Origin of the sequence: Frondihabitans sp. 4ASC-45 (genome assembly GCF_049472575.1) — a bacterium.
GTDB lineage: Bacteria > Actinomycetota > Actinomycetes > Actinomycetales > Microbacteriaceae > Frondihabitans.
In genome coordinates, this window is sequence record NZ_JBCEBN010000007.1 from 47,800 (window position 1) to 67,225 (window position 19,426).

At 68.9% G+C, this 19,426-nt stretch carries 16 protein-coding genes; 9 read left to right on the plus strand and 7 right to left on the minus strand.

Annotated elements, in window-relative coordinates; all coding sequences use genetic code 11:
- Window positions 1-62: 62 nt before the first annotated feature.
- Together VH571_RS11725 and VH571_RS11730 are read right to left on the minus strand one after the other, a co-directional pair.
- A complete protein-coding gene (locus VH571_RS11725) occupies window positions 63-1,049 on the minus strand; it encodes a PDR/VanB family oxidoreductase (protein ID WP_423264729.1) in 987 nt (328 codons plus the stop codon).
- A 28-nt stretch (window positions 1,050-1,077) separates the two neighbouring features.
- The gene (locus tag VH571_RS11730) at window positions 1,078-1,623 is read right to left on the minus strand and encodes a helix-turn-helix domain-containing protein (protein WP_235481002.1); all 546 of its coding nucleotides are present in this window, start codon (window positions 1,621-1,623) and stop codon (window positions 1,078-1,080) included.
- Between the two features lie 231 nt (window positions 1,624-1,854).
- On the opposite strand from VH571_RS11730, the gene VH571_RS11735 reads away from it, so the two are divergent.
- The 8 genes from VH571_RS11735 (at window position 1,855) to allB (ending at window position 10,460) form a co-directional block, all read left to right on the plus strand.
- Entirely contained in the window at window positions 1,855-3,123 is a 1,269-nt protein-coding gene (locus tag VH571_RS11735; RefSeq protein WP_423264730.1) for an amidohydrolase family protein, read from the plus strand.
- A 6-nt stretch (window positions 3,124-3,129) separates the two neighbouring features.
- On the plus strand, window positions 3,130-3,912 hold the full coding sequence (locus VH571_RS11740; protein ID WP_423264731.1) for an ABC transporter ATP-binding protein: 783 nt from the start codon (window positions 3,130-3,132) through the stop codon (window positions 3,910-3,912).
- A complete protein-coding gene (locus tag VH571_RS11745) occupies window positions 3,912-4,769 on the plus strand; it encodes an ABC transporter permease (RefSeq protein ID WP_423264732.1) in 858 nt (285 codons plus the stop codon). Before VH571_RS11740 ends, VH571_RS11745 begins: the two co-directional genes overlap by 1 nt.
- 58 nt (window positions 4,770-4,827) lie before the next feature.
- Window positions 4,828-6,003, plus strand: coding sequence for an ABC transporter substrate-binding protein (locus tag VH571_RS11750; RefSeq protein ID WP_423264733.1), 1,176 nt, complete (start codon window positions 4,828-4,830; stop codon window positions 6,001-6,003).
- Window positions 6,004-6,167: 164 nt separating this feature from the next.
- On the plus strand, window positions 6,168-7,493 hold the full coding sequence (locus tag VH571_RS11755) for an FAD-binding oxidoreductase (RefSeq protein ID WP_123940392.1): 1,326 nt from the start codon (window positions 6,168-6,170) through the stop codon (window positions 7,491-7,493).
- Window positions 7,490-8,302 (plus strand): creatininase family protein, encoded by an 813-nt coding sequence (locus VH571_RS11760; protein ID WP_423264734.1) that lies wholly within the window; start codon window positions 7,490-7,492, stop codon window positions 8,300-8,302. The genes VH571_RS11755 and VH571_RS11760 overlap by 4 nt, the downstream gene beginning before the upstream one ends.
- Before the next feature lie 36 nt (window positions 8,303-8,338).
- Window positions 8,339-8,926 (plus strand): pyridoxamine 5'-phosphate oxidase family protein, encoded by a 588-nt coding sequence (locus VH571_RS11765; RefSeq protein ID WP_423264735.1) that lies wholly within the window; start codon window positions 8,339-8,341, stop codon window positions 8,924-8,926.
- Between the two features lie 196 nt (window positions 8,927-9,122).
- Window positions 9,123-10,460, plus strand: a complete 1,338-nt coding sequence (allB, locus tag VH571_RS11770; protein WP_423264736.1) for an allantoinase AllB — start codon at window positions 9,123-9,125, stop codon at window positions 10,458-10,460.
- A gap of 92 nt (window positions 10,461-10,552) precedes the next feature.
- Here allB and VH571_RS11775 read toward each other — a convergent pair whose 3' ends face one another.
- The 5 genes from VH571_RS11775 to VH571_RS11795 all read right to left on the minus strand — a co-directional run bounded on the left by VH571_RS11775 (window position 10,553) and on the right by VH571_RS11795 (window position 16,646).
- Window positions 10,553-11,371 carry a MurR/RpiR family transcriptional regulator gene (locus VH571_RS11775; RefSeq protein ID WP_423264738.1) on the minus strand — a complete coding sequence of 273 codons (819 nt, stop codon included), beginning with the start codon at window positions 11,369-11,371 and terminating at the stop codon, window positions 10,553-10,555.
- A gap of 5 nt (window positions 11,372-11,376) precedes the next feature.
- Window positions 11,377-12,615 (minus strand): allantoate amidohydrolase, encoded by a 1,239-nt coding sequence (locus tag VH571_RS11780; protein WP_423264739.1) that lies wholly within the window; start codon window positions 12,613-12,615, stop codon window positions 11,377-11,379.
- Complete coding sequence (locus VH571_RS11785; protein WP_423264875.1) at window positions 12,612-13,814, minus strand: pyridoxal-phosphate-dependent aminotransferase family protein; 1,203 nt, start codon at window positions 13,812-13,814, stop codon at window positions 12,612-12,614. Before VH571_RS11785 ends, VH571_RS11780 begins: the two co-directional genes overlap by 4 nt.
- 106 nt (window positions 13,815-13,920) lie before the next feature.
- Window positions 13,921-15,576: an AtzH-like domain-containing protein gene (locus VH571_RS11790; protein WP_423264741.1), complete on the minus strand. Its 1,656-nt coding sequence runs from the start codon at window positions 15,574-15,576 to the stop codon at window positions 13,921-13,923.
- On the minus strand, window positions 15,573-16,646 hold the full coding sequence (locus tag VH571_RS11795; RefSeq protein ID WP_423264743.1) for an acetamidase/formamidase family protein: 1,074 nt from the start codon (window positions 16,644-16,646) through the stop codon (window positions 15,573-15,575). Before VH571_RS11795 ends, VH571_RS11790 begins: the two co-directional genes overlap by 4 nt.
- 306 nt (window positions 16,647-16,952) lie before the next feature.
- Between VH571_RS11795 and VH571_RS11800 the strand changes: the two genes are divergently transcribed.
- Complete coding sequence (locus VH571_RS11800) at window positions 16,953-19,298, plus strand: transglycosylase domain-containing protein (protein ID WP_423264745.1); 2,346 nt, start codon at window positions 16,953-16,955, stop codon at window positions 19,296-19,298.
- Window positions 19,299-19,426 lie beyond the last annotated feature (128 nt).

Sequence of the window (19,426 nt, forward strand, 5' to 3'; positions counted from 1 at the left end):
GCTCGCAAATTCGCGAAGCAGCAGCGGCACCGGCAGCAGCAGCAGCGCCAGCAGCAGCCGCCCTACAGCTCCAGCACCAGCCGCGGGCACGCCGCCCGCGACACACAGACGTACATCACCTCGTTCGCTGCCTGCTCGTCGGGCGTCAGGATCGAGTCGCGATGGTCGACCTCCCCCTCGAGCACGACCGTCTCGCAGGTGCCGCAGGTGCCCTCGCGGCAGCTCGACAGCACTAGAGCTCCGGCCTCTTCGGCGACGTCGAGGATCGACCGGTCGGGCGGCACCGTGATCGTCACGCCGGTCGAGGCCAGCTCGACCTCGAATGCCGACGCGAGCACCGGCTCACCGACCTCTTTCGGCTCGAAGCGCTCGACGACGAGTTGGCGGCCAGCACGCGCAGCCGCCTCCTCGATCGCTTCGATCAGCCGAGCCGGGCCGCAGCAGTAGGTGGTCGTGAAGGGCTTCATGCCGGCGAACAGGGCGTCGAGGTCGAGACGGACGCCGTCGGATCCTGCGTAAAGGTGCAGAGCCGACCCGTGAGCGGCAGACAGCTCGTCGATTAGCGCCATCGTCGACAGCGAGCGACCGGCGTAGTGCACCTCGTACGAGACCCCGGCGCGTGACGCGGCAGCCGCCATCGACGAGATCGGTGTGATGCCGATGCCACCGGCGACGAGCACGTACGAGGTGCCGTGCGTCGGCACGAACTCGAAGTGGTTGCGTGGGCCGGCCACCGTGAGGGTGTCGCCGACCTGCACGGAGTCGTGCAACCACAAGGATCCGCCCCGGCCCCGCTCCTCTCGAAGCACCCCGATGCGCCACGTGTCGCTGCGCCCCGGCTGCGCCGCTCCGGTCAGCGAATACTGCCGCACCTCGTCGCCCGGCAGCACCACGTCGATGTGCGAGCCGGCACTCCAGCCGGGAAGGCCCGACCCGGCAACGGGCCCGAGTTCGAACAACTCCACCCCGTCGGCAGCGCGGGTGCGCGACACGACCCGCACGTCGAACTGGGTCTCGTGCAGACCCTCGGTGGTTCCGGGAGCGTTCATAGCGACTTCCTGTTCACGGCGCCGTCTTTCACAGCGACTGCGGCCTCTCTTTGACGACGAGCACCCGGTAGCCGATCGTGTCGACGGCCCACCAGCGGTGCCGAGTGCCGCCGACGAAGTAGATCGAATCACCGGTGCCGAGCGTCCGCGGCACTCCGTCGTCGAAGTCGATCGAGATGGTGCCCTCGATCACGTGCACGAACTCGTCTTCGGCGTGGCTGAAGAACTCGCCGCGTTCGGTGCTGGTGCCGACGAGCAGCATCGGGTGGAAGCTGCGGTCGCCCTCCGTCAGCACGCGCCCCTCGGCCTGACCGTAGGGGCCGTGGGCACCCTCGTGCGCCCGAACCACCTGGATTCCCGGCTGATCGGCGCGCCCCTCGCCGTCGATCGCGGCGAGGAGCTCGACCTGCGACGACCCGAGCGCCCGGGCAATCCGCTCGAGCGACACCATGCTCGGCCGGGCCAGCCCGCGCTCCAGCTGCGACAGGAACGGGTGCGACAGCTGCGACGCCGCAGCGAGTTGCACGAGCGTCAGCTTCCGGGCTCGACGGAGCTCCCGGATGCGACGGCCCACCAGCAGCGACTGCTGGTCGATCGCGGTGTCGAGCGAGGTGACGGGGTGCTCCTTCGGATGAATGGACTCGAATTGTGTACCACGGCGACTCGAATCGACCCGCCGCAGTTAACACGTCGAAACGACGGCGTTACGTGGCCGAAACGCGGCGTCCGTAGATTCAAGCATGTTGAGCACATCAACATTCGTTCGTCCGCTCGACGAATTCGCCTCCTCCCGCGAAAGACCCCTGTGACTCTCACTCCCCAGCGCCTCCGCCTCCTCACCGGGGCGACGCTTCCCGACGGCTCAGTCGTCGATGTCACGATCGACGGCGAGACGGTCGTGAAAATCGAGACCGCAGGATCCTCGTCCCCGTCGGCAGGCTCCCCCGCGACCGGCGACCCCGCCGTGCTCGACCTCCGCGGTTTCGTGCTCCTCACCGCCCCGGCCGATCCGCACGCGCACCTCGACAAGGCCCTGTCGTGGGAGGCGATCCGGCCGTCCATGGGCGACCTCGTCTCGGCGATCACCTCGTGGCGCGAGTACGCCCGCACCATGACCGTCGACGACATCGCGAGCCGGGCGCGCGAGCAGATCCTCCGCATGCTGGCGAACGGCACGACGTCGATCCGCACCCACGTCGACATCCTGCTCGGCGACGAGCCTCTTCGCGGTGCCGAGGCGCTCGTCCGGGTTCGTGACGAGCTCCGCGGCCTCGTTGACCTCGAACTCGTGGCTCTCGCCGGACCCGATGTGCCCGACGCCGACATCGAGGCCGCCCTCGATCTGGGAGTCGACCTCGTCGGCGGCTCGTCGCACCTCGCACCCGACCCCAGCGCCGACCTGCAGCGCCTCCTCGCGATCGCCGCGCGCCGCGGAGTGGGCGTCGATCTGCACACCGACGAGAGCCTGGCCGGCGCGATCACCCTCGACGAGTTCGCCGAGACGGTGACCGACTGGACCGTCCCGGTCAGCGCGGGCCACTGCGTGCGACTCGGCACGGTCGACGCCGAAGCACGCGACCTGATGATCGCAGCGGTGAAGAAGGCCGACATCGGCATCATCGCCAACCCGATCACCAACCTCTACCTGCAGGGCTGGGAGCACCCGGTCTCGATGCCGCGGGGCCTCACGCCCGCGCGCCAGCTGCTGGACGCCGGAGTCCGTCTCGCCGCCGGTGCCGACAACGTGCGCGACCCGTTCAACCCGCTGGGCCGCAGCGACGCCCTCGAAACGACGATGCTCATGGTCACCGCTGGTCACCTCACCATCGACGAGGCCTACACGTCCGTCAGCGACGGAGCCCGCTCCGTGATGGCCCTGCCCGAGGCGGGTGCCCGAGTCGGGGCGAAGGCCGAACTGCTCGCCGTCAAGGGCACAAGCCTCGCCGACGTCACGGCCAATGCGCCCGCCGACCGCTACGTCATTCACGCCGGGCGCCTCGTCGCTCGAAGCCGCTCCACCGTCGAAGTCGCGGTCCCCCTGCCCGATCCCGCCCTCCTCACCGAAACCAGGTAGCCGCCCATGACGACCACAGCTCCGGCAAGCCCCAACCGGACGACCTCCGGCGGCACCGACACGCTGCTCGACTTCCGGAACGTCGCAATGCAGTTTCCGAACGGCACCATCGCACTCCAGGGCGTCGACCTCACCGTGAAGCGGGGCGAGTTCGTCACCGTCGTCGGCCCCTCCGGCTGCGGCAAGTCGACTCTGCTGCGCATCGCGTCGGGCCTCGAGCAGGCTTCCGAAGGAACCGCCGCGGTGAAGACCGACCGCATCGGCTACGTCTTCCAAGACGCAACCCTGCTGCCGTGGCGCACCGTCAGCGACAACGTCGAACTGCTCGCCGAACTGAACGGGCGGCCCGCCAAGGAGCGCCGGGCGAAGGCGCAGGAGGCGATCGAGCTGGTGGGCCTCTCCGGCTTCGAGAAGAACCTGCCGAAGGAGCTCTCGGGGGGGATGCGCATGCGAACGTCGCTCGCGAGATCGTTGACGCTGGATCCTGAGCTCTTCCTCTTCGACGAGCCGTTCGGTGCCCTCGACGAGATCACCCGCGAGCGCCTCAACGACGAACTGCTCCGGCTCTTCGTCGAGAAGCAGTTCGCCGGGCTGTTCATCACGCACTCCGTGTCGGAGGCCGTCTACCTGTCGACCAAAGTGATCGTCATGTCCGGTCGGCCCGGCTCCATCGTCGACACCTTCGACGTGCCGTTCCCCATGCCGCGCAGCCCGGAGATCCGCTTCGAGGCGGAGTTCGCGAAGCTCGTCGGCGAAGTCTCACACGCTCTCCGAGAGGGGCACCGCTGATGGCCTTCGACACCGCCGGCACCACGACCACCGGCCAGGGCGCCGCGGGCATCTCCCAGCCGCGCCGCCGCAACGGCAACATGCGCGCCATGAACATCGGTCTGCCGATCGTCGTGTTCTTCGTGCTCGTCGGCCTCTTCTACGTCGCCGCGTTCTACTACGACAAGGTGAAGGGGCTGCCGTTCCTGGTGCCGTACCCGCACCTGATCCTCAAGGCGGTCTTCACGGAGCCGATCTTCCAGAAGCAACTCGCCGAGGCACTCGGCAACACGATGCTCGTGGCTGTGGTCGGCCTCGTCATCGGCGTCGTCGTCGGCATGCTGTGGGCCATCATCATGGCCCAGGCGAAATGGCTCGAGAGCGCCCTGTTCCCGTATGCGGTCGTACTGCTCTGCATCCCGATCCTCGCGCTCGTGCCGCTGATCGGCTCGCTCTTCGGCTACGAATTCAAGTCGCGTGTGATCGTCACCGTGCTGTTCTGCCTCTTCCCCATGATCGCCTCCACGCTGTTCGGCCTCCAGTCGATCGACAAGGGTCAGCGCGAGCTGTTCCAGCTGCAGGGCGCCGGTCGCTGGACCATGCTCACCAAGCTCCGCTTCCCCGCCGCGCTCCCGTCGATCTTCGTCGGCCTGCGCAACGCCGCGGGCCTCGCCGTGATCGGCGCGGTCGTCGCCGACCAGTTCTTCCAGCGGGGCAACGGAGGCCTCGGCGTGCTCATCTCGGTCGAGAACCAGCGCCTCAACGGCGCCGAGATGTACGCGGCGATCCTCACCGCCTCCATCCTCGGCGTGCTGGTCTTCGTCCTCTTCAACGTGCTGCGTCGCCTCGCGATCGGCAAGTGGCAGGACCAGAACTAGCTCCCCACCCGAACACAGCACCCTCCCCTTCACACAGCACCCACATCAAGGAGATCCCATGCACCTCCCCAAGCGCGCCCTCGCGGGCCTCGGCCTCGTCGCCGTCTCGGCGCTCGCCCTGTCGGCCTGTTCGTCCGACAGCGGCGCGACGACCGACACGAAGACGACCTCCGCCGCCGCGGCCGTCGACCTGTCGAGCGTCTGCCCGGCCAACGTCGTCATCCAGACCGACTGGAACCCGGAGGCCGACCACGGTCACCTCTACGAGCTCCTCGGTGACGACTACAAGGTCGACGCGAGCAAGAAGAGCGTCTCGGGCACCCTGATGTCGGGCGGCAAATCGACCGGCGTCCAGGTCGAGATCCGCTCCGGCGGCCCGGCCATCGGCTACGCCTCCGTCTCGTCGCAGATGTACCAGGACAAAGACATCATGCTGGGCTACGTCACCACCGACGAGGGCGTCCAGAACTCCGCGAAGCTCCCCACCACCGCGGTCATGGCCGAGAACGACATCTCGCCGCAGATGATCATGTGGGATCCAGCAACCTACCCCGACGTCACCACGATCAAGGAGCTCGGCGCCGCCCTCGAGAAGAACGACGGCGTCGTGCGCTACTTCGGTGGCTCCGCCTACATGGAGTACCTCATCGGCAACGGCATCCTGCCGAAGAGCGTCACCGACGGCAGCTACGACGGAACCCCGTCGAAGTTCGTCGTCGCGAAGGGCAACGACGCGCAGCAGGGCTTCGCCACCGCCGAGCCGTTCATCTACAAGAACCAGGTCGGGGCCTGGGGCAAAGACGTCAAGTACCAGCTCGTCAACGACACCGGCTACCCGATCTACCCCGAGGCCATGTCGGTCCGCACCGGCGACCTCACCAAGCTGAGCCCCTGCCTGAAGAAGTTGGTGCCCGTGCTCCAGCAGGCCGACGTCGACTACATCACCAACCCCGGCACCACGAACAAGCTGGTCGCCAACCTCGTCACCCAGTACAACAACGGCTGGGTCTACGACGAGGACGTAGCCAACTACGGCGTCGAGACGATGAAGAAGCTCAAGATCGCGTCGAACGGCGACAACGACTACGTCGGCGACATGGACACCGAGCGCATCCAGAAGGTCATCGACATCGACACTCCGATCTACGAGAAGTCGGGCACGAAGCTGAAGTCGGGCCTCGCACCGGAAGACCTCTTCACGAACGAGTTCATCGACAAGTCGATCGGCTTCTAGCTCTTCTTATCGCGGCCGGTGGCCGCGGCACCGGACCTCGGACAAGCCTCGGTCATCCGGTGTCTCGGCTACCGGCCACCGCCTTCATCCTCGTCCCTATTCCCTTTCCCACCCACACGGCATCGACCACACCAGGCAGCGACCATGATCCAGAAAGCCCTGTCATGACCACCACCCCGGAACACCTCGCCGCCCTCGTGGCCGAACTCCGCGAGCTCCTCGGCGAGCGCGGCGTCTCGGTCGAACTCGCCGCCCGCGAGAAAGCCTCCGTCGATGGGTCACGCCTCTCCCCTGTCATCAGCGCGCAGCTGCCGCTCGGCCTCGCCGACGTCGTCGCCTTCCCGACCACCGCCGACGAGATCGCCGCCGTCGTGGGCGCCGCCTCGCGCCACGGCGTACCGATCACCCCGCGTGGCAAGGGCACCGGCAATTACGGCCAGGCGATCCCGTTCACCGGAGGCCTCGTGCTCGACATGACGAAGGCGCGCGCGGTGGTTTCGGTCGGCGACGGCGAGCTCACCGCCGAGGCCGGCGCGACGATGGTGTCACTCGAGCAGGCCGCCAACAAGGCCGGCCAGCAGATCCTGATGTACCCGTCGACGGCTCAGTCGTCGCTCGGCGGATTCCTCTCGGGAGGATCCGGTGGCACGGGCTCGATCAAGCACGGCTCGAACCACCAGGGCTTCGTCAGGGCGCTCGATGTCGTCCACGCCGACGGCACGGGCGAGATCGTCCATGTCGAAGGCGACGAAGCCCAGCTCTACGTGCACAACTACGGCACGGCCGGCATCATCGTCCGCGCCACAATCGCCCTCGAACCACTGCAGGAGTGGCTCGGATTCTTTGCGAGCTTCGACACGTTCGAGCAGCTTCTTCCGCTGATCCGCGCCTTCGGTGAGCTCGATCCCCTCCCCCGGCTGGCGTCGGGAGACCTCGCGACGTTGGCCGATGCGCTTCCGTCGGATCCTGGGATTCCCCAGGGTCGCGCGTCGCTCCGCGCCATCCTCGACGCCTCGACCGTCGCACGTGCCACCGAGCTCGTGGAGGCCGCCGGGGGTCGCGTCGAAGACGTCCGCGAGGGGCCGCAGACGTCGATGAAGATCAGCATGATGTCGTACAACCACCCCATCGAGTGGCTGCAGAAGGCCTACCCCGACACGTACTTCCACGTGGAGGTGTCGGGTGACGCGCTGATCGACCGAATCGACGAGGTGCACGCCGTCTACCCCGGCGGGATGCTGCACATCGAGACCGCGCACGGGCGCCCGATCGGCATGCTCGCCGGCACGTACTCGTCGGCGGAAGACGTCTACGCCGGATTCGACCGCCTGAAAGAGCTCGGCGTCGGGTTCCACAACCCGCACCAGTGGTTCGTCGACTTCGAGCCCGCTCGCACCCGCGAGCTCGCCGCGACCACCGACCCGAACGGGCTGCTGAACCCCGGCAAGCTCGTCGACGCCACGATCAACACCGGAGCCAAAGTCTCGTGACCACTTCATCTGCCTCCACCCGCGACCTCGTCAACCTGTCGGGCCCCGCGCTCGCCTCGACGCTCACACCGTCGTCGATCCTCGTGATCCCGACCGGAGCTATCGAGCACCACGGACCACACCTTCCCCTCTCCACCGATTGGTTGATGGCCGACCTGATCGGACGCGGCGTGGTCGAAGCCGCCGCCGCCGAGGGGCAGGACGTCTGGCTGCTCCCGTCGCTCGCCTACACGAAATCGGACGAGCACCACTGGGCGCCCGGCACCATGTGGCTGAACGCCGACACCCTGATGCAGACCGTCGTCGACCTCGGCCGCTCCATCGCGAACACCCCGGCCCGCACGGTCGTCTTCTACAACGGCCACGGCGGCAACATCGCCCTGCTGCAGGTGGCGCTGCGCGAACTCCGTCGCCGCTTCGGGCTGCGCACCTTCTTGATGGGCTCCAACATGAAGGGCGGCGACGGCACCAACGGCCCCGACGAGCACGGCTTCGGAGTGCACGGCGGCCACAGCGAGACGTCGATGATCCTGCACCTCCGCCCCGACCTCGTCGACATGTCGAAGGCCGAACGGTGGATTCCCGAGCACATGCTCGACCTCGACTACGTGAAGTTCAACGGCGGCCCGGTGCACTTCGGCTGGCTGTCGAACGATTTCGGCGAGGCGGGCGTCGTCGGCGATGCGTCGGAGGCGAACGCCGAGTGGGGCGCGTCCCTCTACAAGACGGCCATCGAAGCGGGCGTCGCGTCGCTGGCCGAGATCGCGCGGTTCGACCACCCCGCGCTCGAGCCGGGCACGTTGTCGTGATGTTGGGGCTCTCGTGATGACGGTGCTCTCGTGACGGTGCCGGGCACACTCATCCCCGACGAGGCATGGGATCTCCTGGTCGACTGGCTACCATCCAACGAGGATCCGGAGCGCCCGCAAGTCACCCTCTCGACCGTCGACTCCTTCGGCGACCCGGATGCCCGCACGGTGCTGCTGACCTCGTTCGACGAGAAGGGCTTCTACTTCAACACCGACGGCGCCTCGCGCAAGGCGGCCGACATCGCGGCGCATCCGGCCGTGGCGATCACCGTGCTCTGGCCGGGGTTCACGCACCAGGTCGTCATCCGCGGCACGGCCGCCCCCGCGCCACCGGCCCACGTCGCGGCGGCCTATGCGGCACGGTCGCCCTACCTGAAGCAGCTCGCCTGGCTGAACACGCACGAGTTCGCGGCGCTGCCGCGCGACGAGCGGGTAGCGCAGTGGGCGGCGTTCGAGGAGGCCCACGCCGGAGTGTTCGAGCAGCCCGAGTCGTGGGTCGGCTACCTCGTGACGCCCACGCGGCTCACCTTCTGGTCGTCGAACGGCGATACGGCGTCGCAGCGGGTGGAATTCTCGCTCGCCGCCGACGGCGGGTCGTGGTCGCGGCGGTTGTTGGCCGGATAGCGGTTCGGCCGGCTGGAGGGCTGGTGGGTGGCCGCACTGCCCCGGCGCCGCCAGACCACCATTTTGAGAGTGATCCGAGCTGCTCGTCCCACCCGGTCCGGCAACCTCAAGGGTGCGCAAACGGATTGCTCGCAAATTCGCCACCGCCTCCGCCTCCGGGCCGTTTCGGGGCCGTAAAGTCCCGTAAAATCAGGGGATGACGACTGATGCCGCCCCCGTCGACCTCGTGATCCGATCCGGATCGGTGCTGATCGACGGCACCTTCCGCCCAGCGTCCGTGAGCGTGACGAACGGCCGCATCACGGCGATCGACGACATCGACTCGGCCGTCACCGCCCTCGAAGACCGCACGCTCTCCGAGGGCCAGGTGCTGATGCCCGGCATCGTCGACACGCACGTGCACGTCAACGAGCCCGGCCGCACCGACTGGGAGGGTTTCGCCAGCGCCACGAAGGCCGCCCTCAAAGGCGGCGTGACCACGATCATCGACATGCCGCTCAACAGCATCCCGCCGACGACGACACCCGAGGCCCTCGGGCTCAAGCGCGCCGCCGCCGGGCCGCAGGCCTCGGTCGACGTGGGCTTCTGGGGCGGAGCGATCCCCTCTTCTCTCGGGCACCTGCGCGGGGTGCACGACGCGGGCGTCTTCGGCTTCAAGGCGTTCCTCTCCCCCTCCGGAGTCGACGAGTTCCCGCACCTGTCGACCGAGCAGCTCCACGAGGCGATGGCCGAGATCGCGGCGTTCGGCGGCCTCCTGATCGTCCACGCCGAAGACCCGACGACGCTCGACTCGGCTCCCCACCCTGAGGGCGCCGACTACCCCGCATTCGTCCGGTCGCGCCCCGACTCCTCCGAACAGTCGGCGATCGACCACGTGATCGAGGCCGTCCGACGCACCAGCGGCCGCGCGCACATCCTGCACCTGTCGTCCGCGGCGGCCCTTCCGGCGATCCGGGCGGCGAAAGCCGAGGGGCTCCGGCTCACGGTCGAGACCTGCCCGCACTACCTCTCGTTCGACGAGGAGCACATCCCCGACGGCGGCACCCAGTACAAGTGCTGCCCGCCGATCCGCGACGCCGCCAACCAGGAGCAGCTCTGGGCGGCCCTCGTCGACGGCACCATCGACCTCGTCGCAAGCGACCACTCCCCCTCGACGGCCGAGCTGAAGTTCGCGGGCGACGGCGACTTCGACCTCGCCTGGGGTGGCATCTCCGGTCTCGAGCTGAGCTTCCGCGCGGTGTGGACCGGAGCTCGGGCACGGGGCATCCCGCTCGAGACGGTCGTTGGCTGGATGGCAACCTCGACCGCCGATCTCATCGGGCTCGGCGATCGAGGCCGCATCGCCGTGGGCGCGCAGGCCGACCTCGTCGCGTTCGACCCTGAAGCGCCGTTCACGGTCGACGCCGCCGCGCTCGCGCACAAAAATCCGGTCAGCGCCTTCGACGGTGCCGCCCTCGTCGGCTCGGTCGAGACGGTGTGGCAGCGCGGCGTCTCGGGCGGTGGCCTGGTGGGCCAGCTCGTCGCACGGCCGTAACGGAGCGGCGTTCAGAACGCTGGCAGAACTGCCCGAATCCCAGCGATTAGCCCTCGTTTCGGCCGGTTTTGCCAGACTTCTGAACCGCCCCGCTACTCCAGTTCGTCCAGCTCCCCGTAGAGCGCGGTGATCCCCTCCACGCGCGCCCGCCCGCCGCGAAGGTCACGTGCCAGTACGGCCGCGGCCAGCAGGTTTGCCAAGCTCATCGCAGCCGCGTACGAGTCGAACGCCGACAGGCTGGTGACGGGTGCGACGAGCGTCACGGTGCCCGAAGACCCGAACTCAGGATCCGCCACGACCACGATCGGCACCCCTCTCCGGGTGAGCGCGGCGAGCACGCTGCCGAACCCTCGAGGTCGGCGTCGGAAGCCGACCAGCACGACTGCATCCTCCGCCCCCAGGCCGCCGAGCTCTTCCCCCACCGACTGGCCCGGTGCGGGTGCGATCCGTACCCCGCCCCGCGCCTGCGTGAGCTGCTGCCTCAGGTGCAGGGCGACCGGATAGCTGTTACGGAATCCGACCACGACGACCTCGCGGGCCGAGGCGAGCAGCTCCGCCGCCCGATCGAGGCGCCCATCGGCCAGCCCGTCGACCATCCGGTCGAGAGCCGCGTGTTCGGCGCGGAGGTGAGCCGCGAGGTCGGCGGTGGGCCCTACCGACACGGGCACGCCCGTGCTTCTCAGCGCGCGGGCGTGCTCCCGGACCTCCTGCGCATCGACGTAGCCGAGGGTGCGGAAGAGCCGTGAGACGGTGGCCTTCGAGACGCCGCTCGCGGCCGCGATCTCGGTGGCGCTGTACACGGCAGCGTCGTCGGGGTGGCGGAGGAGGTGATCGGCCGCTCGGCGCGCTCCCGGCGGGAGGCTGTCGTAGGTGTCGCGGATCCTTGTCTCGATGTCTTCGTGAACGGGCATCTGCGCTAGGCGGTCTGCGACGCGGCGAGGCCCCGGACGGCGGCCTCGAACGCGTCGAGCGCGACGGCCACATCGGCCTCGGTGACGGTCTCGTTGGGGTGGTGGCTGATTCCGCCGTGCCCGTTGCGGATGAAGAGCATGGCCCACGGAGCGAGCTCGGCGACCGCCATCGCATCGTGACCGGCCTTCGAGAAGAGGACCATCGGATCCTGTTCGCCCGTCGCCGTGCGGATGCCCGCGCGGATGGAGTCCTGCAGCGACGGATCGGCGACGACCGCGGGTGCGCTGTGCGTCTCTTCGACGGCGAACGCGAGGCCGCGACGGTCGCAGACCTCGGACGCGACCGCCTGGATGCCGAGCCAGACGCCGTCGCGCGCCGCGTCGGTCTCTCCGCGGAGATCGAGGCTGAATTCGACCCGGCCGGGGATGACGTTGACTCCGCCGGGGAACGCCTGCAGGCGCCCGACCGTCGCCACGCAGCCCGCCGAGCGGGCGAGCTGCTCGACCGCGAGGACGACTTCGGACGCGCCCGCGAGAGCGTCGTGCCGCCGGTGGAACGGGACTCCGCCGGCGTGGCCGGCCTCGCCGGTGAGGGTGAGGGCGAAGCGCCGCGCACCGGCGATCGACGAGACGACCGCCAGGGGCAGATCGGCCTCTTCGAGGTAGGGGCCCTGCTCGATGTGCGCCTCGAGGTAGGCGACGATCTCACCGCGCTTCGGCGAGGCATCGGCGATCCGCTCGGGGTCGAGGCCGAACTCGACGAAGGCCTCGCGCAGGGTGGTGCCGCTGTCGTCGGTGAGGTGCCAGAACGCGTCGTCCCAGGTGCCGGCCAGGGCGCGGGAGCCCAGGAGGGCCGTGCCGAATCGGGTGCCCTCCTCGTCGGCGAAGGCGGCGATCTCAAGGGCGAAGGGCAGCTCGGCGGCGCTCTCGCGGAGGCGCTCCACGACGGCGATGGCGAGCATCACACCGAGGATGCCGTCGAAGCGGCCGGCGTTCGGAACGGTGTCGAGGTGCGATCCGAGAAGAACGGCGGGGAGGCCTGGCTCGCGTCCTTCTAACCTCCCTCGCTGGTTACCGGCCGCGTCGAGCCAGGTGGTGAGGCCAGCCTCCTTCATCCACTCGCCCGCACGACGGTTCACTGCCGCGAGCTCGGGAGACAGGTAGACGCGCTCGATGCCGTTCGGGTCAGACGACTCGCGGGCGAGCGCGTCGCACCGGACGAGGATCTCGTGGGCGTCGATCACGCGGGCACCTCGGCACGACCCGCGTCGGAGTAGACGTCGTAGGCCGCGCCCACTCCACCCCCGCCGGTGACCGTCACGCCGCCCACACGGAGCACTGCCTCGAGGGCGGCGAGAGTCGTCAGCACGGTGTCTTTGCGCGCGTTGTAACCCATGGTGCCGATGCGCCAGACCTTGCCGTGCAGCGGTCCGAACGAGGTGCCGATCTCGATGCCGAAGTCGTTGAGCATCGCGCCACGAGCGGCGTCGCCGTCGATGCCGTCGGGGATCATCACCGCCGCGACGTTCGTCATCTTGTGCGTCACGTCGCCGAAGATCTCGAGCCCGAGGCCGCGGAGGCCTGCCAGCATCGCGTTCCCGTGCAGCGTGTGCCGGGCGACCATCTGGTCGAGCCCCTCCTCGACGACGATGCGGGCGCACTCGCGGGCGCCGTAGAGCATCGTCGTGGCCTCGGTGTGGTGATTGAGCCGCTTCGGGCCCCAGTAGTCGAAGATCATCGCGAGGTCGAAGTAGTTCGACCGGATCGGGTGCGCACTGACGGCGTCGCCCTCGGTGCGGATTCCCGCCTCGATCGACTTGCGAGCGGTGATCACGTCCACCGCCCGCTGCGAGAAGGTGACGGGCGCCGAGCCGGACGGGCCGCCGAGGCACTTCTGCAGGCCCGCGGTGACGGCATCGAGGCCGAGGTCGTCGACGTGGAACGCGTTGCCCGCGAGCGAGGCCGTGACGTCGGTGTAGAACAGCACGCCGTTTTTCTCGCAGAGCTCGCCGAGCCCCTCGAGCGGTTGGGCCATCGTGGTGGACGTGTCGCCGTGCACGACGGCGAGCAGCTTCGGCTGCACGCGCTCGACAGCCTCGGCGATCGCCTCGAACGAGAACACCTGACCCCAGGGCACCTCGATCACGTGCACCTCTGCCCCGCAGCGCTCGGCGATCTCACGCAGCAGGTGCCCGAAGCGGCCGAAGATCGGCACCAGCACTCGATCACCCGGCTCGATCAACGAGACCAGGGCGGCCTCAATGCCGGCGCGCGAGGTGCCGTCGACGAGAAGCGTCTGCTCGTTGTGCGTCTGGAAGACCTGGCGGTAGAGCACCTGGGTCTCATCCATGGTCTGGGTCATCCACGGGTCGTACTGGCCGACAAGCTGCGCCGACATCGCGCGCAGTACGCGCGGATCGGCGTTGATCGGGCCGGGGCCCATGAGGAGTCGCGCGGGCGGGTCGATCGGCTGAAAAGACTGTTTCACGAGGCCAGTCTATGCAACTTGTGTTTCATGCGGGTTTCGCCACGGGTAGCGGCGCCTGAGTTCAGGAGCGCAGGGCCACCTCGAGCGAAGACGCGATGCCGATCAACGCCAGGTCGGTGCGCCGTGGCCCGACCAGACACAGCCCGACGGGCCCGCCGGGCACGGTCATGAGCGGCGCCGACACCGCCGGATACCCGCCGACCCCGGCGATGCAGGTGAGACCGAGCGTCTGAGATCGCACGACGTCGATCTCTGCCGGCGTCGAGCTGAGCAGCGGAGCCGACGACGACGCACTGGGGAGCAGCAGGATCCTGCCGTCGAGCACCCGGTCGAGGTGGTCGCGCTGGGCCGCCAGCTCGGCGCGCGCGTCGGCCTCGTGCGCCGCGTCGACGCTGCGGCCGAAGAGGAAGCGCGCTTCGACATCGGGAGCCAAGGATCCGGGGTGCCCCGTGATCCAGTCACCGTGCGAGGCCCACGCCTCCGCCGCCTGCACGATGCGGAACAGCTCGTAGAGGTGGGCGATGTCGCCGAGTGCGACCTCGGCCGGGGCCTCGAACCCCGCGGCGGGCAGGGCGTCGACGAGCGAGCCGAACGCATCGCGGACGTCCGGCGACACAGAGGCGCTGAGCCGCCGGTCGACGACGAACGACGGGTCGACTTCACGCTGAACAGCCGACGACCGGGCGGCGACGCTCTCGAACGACGCGGACGCCACACGGGCCAGCAGATCGGCGTCGCGGGTGAGCCAGCCGACCGTGTCGAAGGTCGGCGCGAGCGGCAGCAGGTCGGTGCGACGGATCGCGTTGTGGGTCGTGCGGAGACCCCAGAGCCCCTGGTACGAGGCGGGCACGCGAATCGATCCGCCGGTATCGGTACCGAGCCCGATGCTCGCGTGACCCAGTGCGACGGCCGAGGCCGGGCCCGACGACGAGCCGCCCGAGATCGCACCGGGCACGACGGCGTTCGGAGGGGTGCCGTACGACGAGTTACGGCCGGCGATGCTGTACGCGAACTCGTCGGTCTGAGCGATGCCGAGCACCGAGGCTCCGGCGTCGAGCAGCACCTGTACGGCCGGCGAGTGGAACTCGCTGTCGACCTGCTCGTCGAGGTAGGCGGGCACACCCGCGCCGATGCGCACGCCCGCCACGGCAAAGAGGTCTTTGACGGCGACGGTCTCGCCTGCGAGGGGGCCGGGAGGAGACGAAGGATCCGCGGTGGTCTCGATCAGAGGAGCGCCCACGACGCGCCAGATGCGCGTGTCGAACACCGGGGTCGGCGCCTGCACCTGCGCGGTCGCGATCCGCCACACGCCCGTTCCGTCGTCGGTAGCGGTGTCGGCAGGGGCGCCGGCAGGGGCACCGGCACCGACCGCGTCAGCACCAGCCGCGCTCCGCCGCCACAGCTGCGTCACGACCCCGCGCCCACCCGCCTTCGGGGCATTCACCGAGACGATCACGGCCGTGTCGGCGTCGATCACCCGCACGTGCACCTGGACGATCTCGCGCTGAGGCGCCTGCGAACGGCGACCGCGGAATGCCGAGATCGCGTCGTGTCCGACCAGGAGCCCGCCGCCGTCGGCCCGGAGCGTCTCGGCTCCCGGCTCGAAAGCCTCGCCGAGCGCCTGTTGGTCGTTGCTCTTCAGTGCCGTCTCGTAGGCATCGAAAGCGGGGATGAGTCCGTCGGGCAGCTCGCCCTGCAGAGAGGTGATGGTCGTCATTCGAAGTCGCTCACTCGGATCCTGGCGTGGACGCCCTTGACCAGGTCGACGACCTGGGAGATGTTGAAGTCGGTCGCGGCCGACAGGTACGCGAAGGCGAGGCTCTCGTCCATGCCGAAGCGGGCATGCAGCAGGTCGATCGCCCCTCGCACGCAGTTCTGCACGGCGACGTCGAGGTCTTCGTCCATGCCGGTGGGCACGAGGTAGTCGGCGGTCTCGGCGAGTGGCCCGGCGATCTCGCCGAATGCGGCGAGCGCCGCCTCCCGCTTGATCAGATCGAAGCGGACGGTCACGCGCAGCGACGCCTCCATGGCGGTCAGGGCGACCTCGCCGTCGCCCTGCGCGAAGTGCGGGTCGCCGACGTACGCCAGGCCGCCGGGCACCTGCACCGGAAGGTGCAGCGACGTGCCCTCCACCAGAAGGTTGATGTCGATGTTGCCGCCGTGCGCGCCGGGCGGCACCGAGTGCGGCCGTTGGTCGCCGGAGACAGCGACGCCCATGATTCCCAAGAACGGGCGGAGCGAGAAACGCACGTCGTGCGGCCCTCCCGGCGTGCGCGGCATCGTTCCGAGGAGCGCTCCCGCCGGATCCTCGTCCACCGTCGCGAAGACGCTCACGTTCAGGCCACCCCGCGGGTACTCGCCCGGTAGTGCGCCGCGCCCGTGCCGGTTCGAAATGACGCCATACGGCACGCGCGGGGTCGCGGTCACGAGGGTCATCGTGATGAGGTCGCCCGGCTCGGCGCCGCGGATCGCAATTGGGCCGGTGACGACGTGCGGGCCGTCGACCGAAGGATCCCGCAGTCCTTGTGAGGCAGCGACGGCGATGGCGTCTTCGAGCACCTCGTCGGCGGCCACGCCGTGGGTGCCGAAGTAAGCGAGCGGATCGCGCCCCTGGTCTTCGAGTATCCCCTCGTGGCTGAGGGTGTCGATCGTCACCTCGGCGCCCGGGTCGACGGTCAGCACGGCGGTGTCGGCCGCGCAGGGCAGCCGCCCCCACAGGACATTCGGGGCGGTCGCGGGCAGGTACAGGTCGGCGGGGATCTCTCCGTGGCCCGGCTGCAGGATCATGGCTGACACCCTAGCGAGGCCGGGTTTCGGGCTTGTTGCGTGGGCGCGAGTGCCGCCTAATGCTGCCTCCGCTGGTGCTGGGAGCGCAATTGGCGGCACTCGGCAACGGGCCCGATCGACCGGAGAGCCCGAGTGCCGCCTAATGCTGGCGGGGCCGCCGATGGGGGCGCAATTGGCGGCACTCGGCAACTCCGGCACGAGGTTGGACGGCCGACAACCTGCACGTTCTGCAAGAGCCACCCCCCGGTTCGCTGAGACGAGCCCTCACCCCAGGCTCTTCATGGCGAGGCGTTCGTACGGTTCGATGTGACGACAACCCGACTCCCCCGTGCCCACGACCGCACCCTCGGCGGGCTCCGAGCCCTCGGCGGCTTCGCCGGGCTCAGCCTCGTGGCCGGACTCCTCTGCGCCGTGCTCGCCGTGCCCGCTCTCGTGGTCGCCTCGAACACCGTGACGACCGGCGTCGACGCGTTCGACTCGCTGCCAAGCTACCTCGAGATCACCCCGCCGGCGCAGGCATCCAGCCTGTACGCCAAGGACGGCTCGACGAACGTCAAGATCGCCTCCTTCTATACGGAGAATCGCACCGACGTCACCGCCGACCAGATCGCCACGGCCGTCAAGAACGCCGCCGTCGACACTGAGGATCCGCGCTTCTACGACGAGGGGGCCATTGACGTGGCGGGCACGATTCGCGGGGTGCTCGCCACGACGCTCGGCGGCAGCGTGCAGGGCGGCTCGTCGATCACGCAGCAGTACGTGAAGAACGTGCTCGTCGAGCGGTGTGCGACCGAGAACACCGACGCCGCGAAGGCGACCAAATGCTACGAAGACGTCACGGCGGTGACGCCCGAGCGCAAACTCCGCGAGATGCGCTACGCGATCAGCGTCGAGAAGAAGTACTCCAAGTCGGAGATCCTCACCGGTTACCTCAACATCGTCGGTTTCGGCGGCAACATCTACGGCATCCAGGCCGCCGCCGAGTACTACTTCGGGGTCTCCGCATCGAGACTCACAATCGCCCAATCGGCCACTCTTGTCGCGATCATCAACAACCCGTCGAACCTCCGCATCGACCAACCGACTGATAAAGCCAATGGATCGGCCAACCACTTCGCCCTGACGCAGGTGCGCCGCGACTATGTGCTCCAGCGGATGTACGTGCACGGCAGCATCACGAAAGCACAGCTGACCGCGGCGACGGCGAGCGTGATCACGCCGACGATCACGGCGGCGACGAACGGCTGCGCGTCGGCCGTGAAGTACGACGCCGGGTACTTCTGCGACTACGTGCTGAACGTCGTGAAGAACGACGAAGCCTTCGGGTCGACCGCCGACGCCCGGCTCGCAACGCTCAACCAGGGCGGACTGAAGATCGAGACGACCCTCGACCTGGCCCAGCAGCGGACGGCGCAGGCGTCACTCAGCGCGGTGATGCCGGCGACGGTGGCGGGGCTCGATGTGGGCGCCTCGAACGTAGCTGTGGAGCCGGGGTCGGGCCGGATCCTGACCATGGTTCAGAACACCGATTACACGCAGAGCGACCAGGCGACGGCCGGGCAGACCGGCGTGAACTACAACACCGATCAGGCGTACGGAGGGTCGACCGGGTTCCAGACCGGATCGGCATTCAAGGCGTTCACCCTCGCGGCCTGGCTCGAGGCGGGCCATTCGCTGTCGGACTACGTCACGACCGGCGAGCACGACTTCTCGTTCTCGCAGTTCACCAACAGCTGCTCGAACATCGGCTCGGGCACCTGGTCGGTCGCGAACGCCGAATCGGTGGGGTCGTCGATGTCGGTGCTGACGGCCACGCAGGAGTCGATCAACACCGCCTACGCCGAGATGGGCACCCAGCTCGACCTCTGCAACATCATCAAGGCCGCCACCGACATGGGCGTGCACACGGCGACCACCGGCGGCACGCTCAGCTCGGTGCCGTCGTCGATCCTCGGCACCAACACGATCTCGCCGCTGACGATGGCCACCGCCTACGCCGGAATCGCCAACAACGGCGTCGTCTGCACCCCGGTCGTCATCGACAGCATCACCGGCGCCAACGGCACGAAGATCACGGCGACGCCCACGAGCTGCACGCAGGGCATGTCGTCCGAGGTCGCCGCCGGCGTGTCGTATGCCCTCCAGACGGTGCTGAAGGCGGGCGGCACGGGAGCGCTGGCGAACCCGAACGACGGCGTCGACATGCTCGCCAAAACCGGCACGAACGACAACGCCGAGCAGAACTGGCTCGTCACCTCGACGACGAAGGTGGCCACGGCGACCTGGGTCGGCAACGTCTCCGGGTCGACGTCGTTCTACGACACCTACATCGGCTCGAACTACGGCTACAACGTGAAGTTCTTGATCGCGAAGCCGATCCTGGCGTCGCTCGACGCCGCGTATGGCGGGGGCACGCTGACCGCGCCGCCGGCATCGGAGGTCGGGTCGAGCGCGGTGAGCGGATCCTCGTCTTCGTCGTCCTCGCCCTCGTCTGAGGCGACGGGCGCAGGATCCGGCACGGCCGACACCGGCACGACCGACACGGGCGGCGCGGCCGGAACCGATACCGGCGGCGCGAGCGGGACCGGCGACGCAGGCACCGGCACCGGCACGACCGACGCCCCCACCGCCGCTCCGACGCCCTCGCCGTAGGCCCCACTCGGGGGCGCGCACTGCTCGACGATTGGGCGGTACATTGCAGTTCGCGCAGTTTCTGCGTGACGATGGGTCGTCTCTAGCCGACTCATCGGTAGCCACCGCACCGGCGGCCTCCCTGTACC

Coding starts and splice junctions, on each gene's coding strand:
- VH571_RS11725 (WP_423264729.1), bottom strand. CDS start 1,049: ATGAACGCTCCCGGAACCACCGAGGGTCTGCACGAGACCCAGTTCGAC.
- VH571_RS11740 (WP_423264731.1), top strand. CDS start 3,130: ATGACGACCACAGCTCCGGCAAGCCCCAACCGGACGACCTCCGGCGGC.
- VH571_RS11745 (WP_423264732.1), top strand. CDS start 3,912: ATGGCCTTCGACACCGCCGGCACCACGACCACCGGCCAGGGCGCCGCG.
- VH571_RS11750 (WP_423264733.1), top strand. CDS start 4,828: ATGCACCTCCCCAAGCGCGCCCTCGCGGGCCTCGGCCTCGTCGCCGTC.
- VH571_RS11755 (WP_123940392.1), top strand. CDS start 6,168: ATGACCACCACCCCGGAACACCTCGCCGCCCTCGTGGCCGAACTCCGC.
- allB (WP_423264736.1), top strand. CDS start 9,123: ATGACGACTGATGCCGCCCCCGTCGACCTCGTGATCCGATCCGGATCG.
- VH571_RS11775 (WP_423264738.1), bottom strand. CDS start 11,371: ATGCCCGTTCACGAAGACATCGAGACAAGGATCCGCGACACCTACGAC.
- VH571_RS11785 (WP_423264875.1), bottom strand. CDS start 13,814: ATGGGCCCCGGCCCGATCAACGCCGATCCGCGCGTACTGCGCGCGATG.
- VH571_RS11790 (WP_423264741.1), bottom strand. CDS start 15,576: ATGACGACCATCACCTCTCTGCAGGGCGAGCTGCCCGACGGACTCATC.
- VH571_RS11795 (WP_423264743.1), bottom strand. CDS start 16,646: ATGATCCTGCAGCCGGGCCACGGAGAGATCCCCGCCGACCTGTACCTG.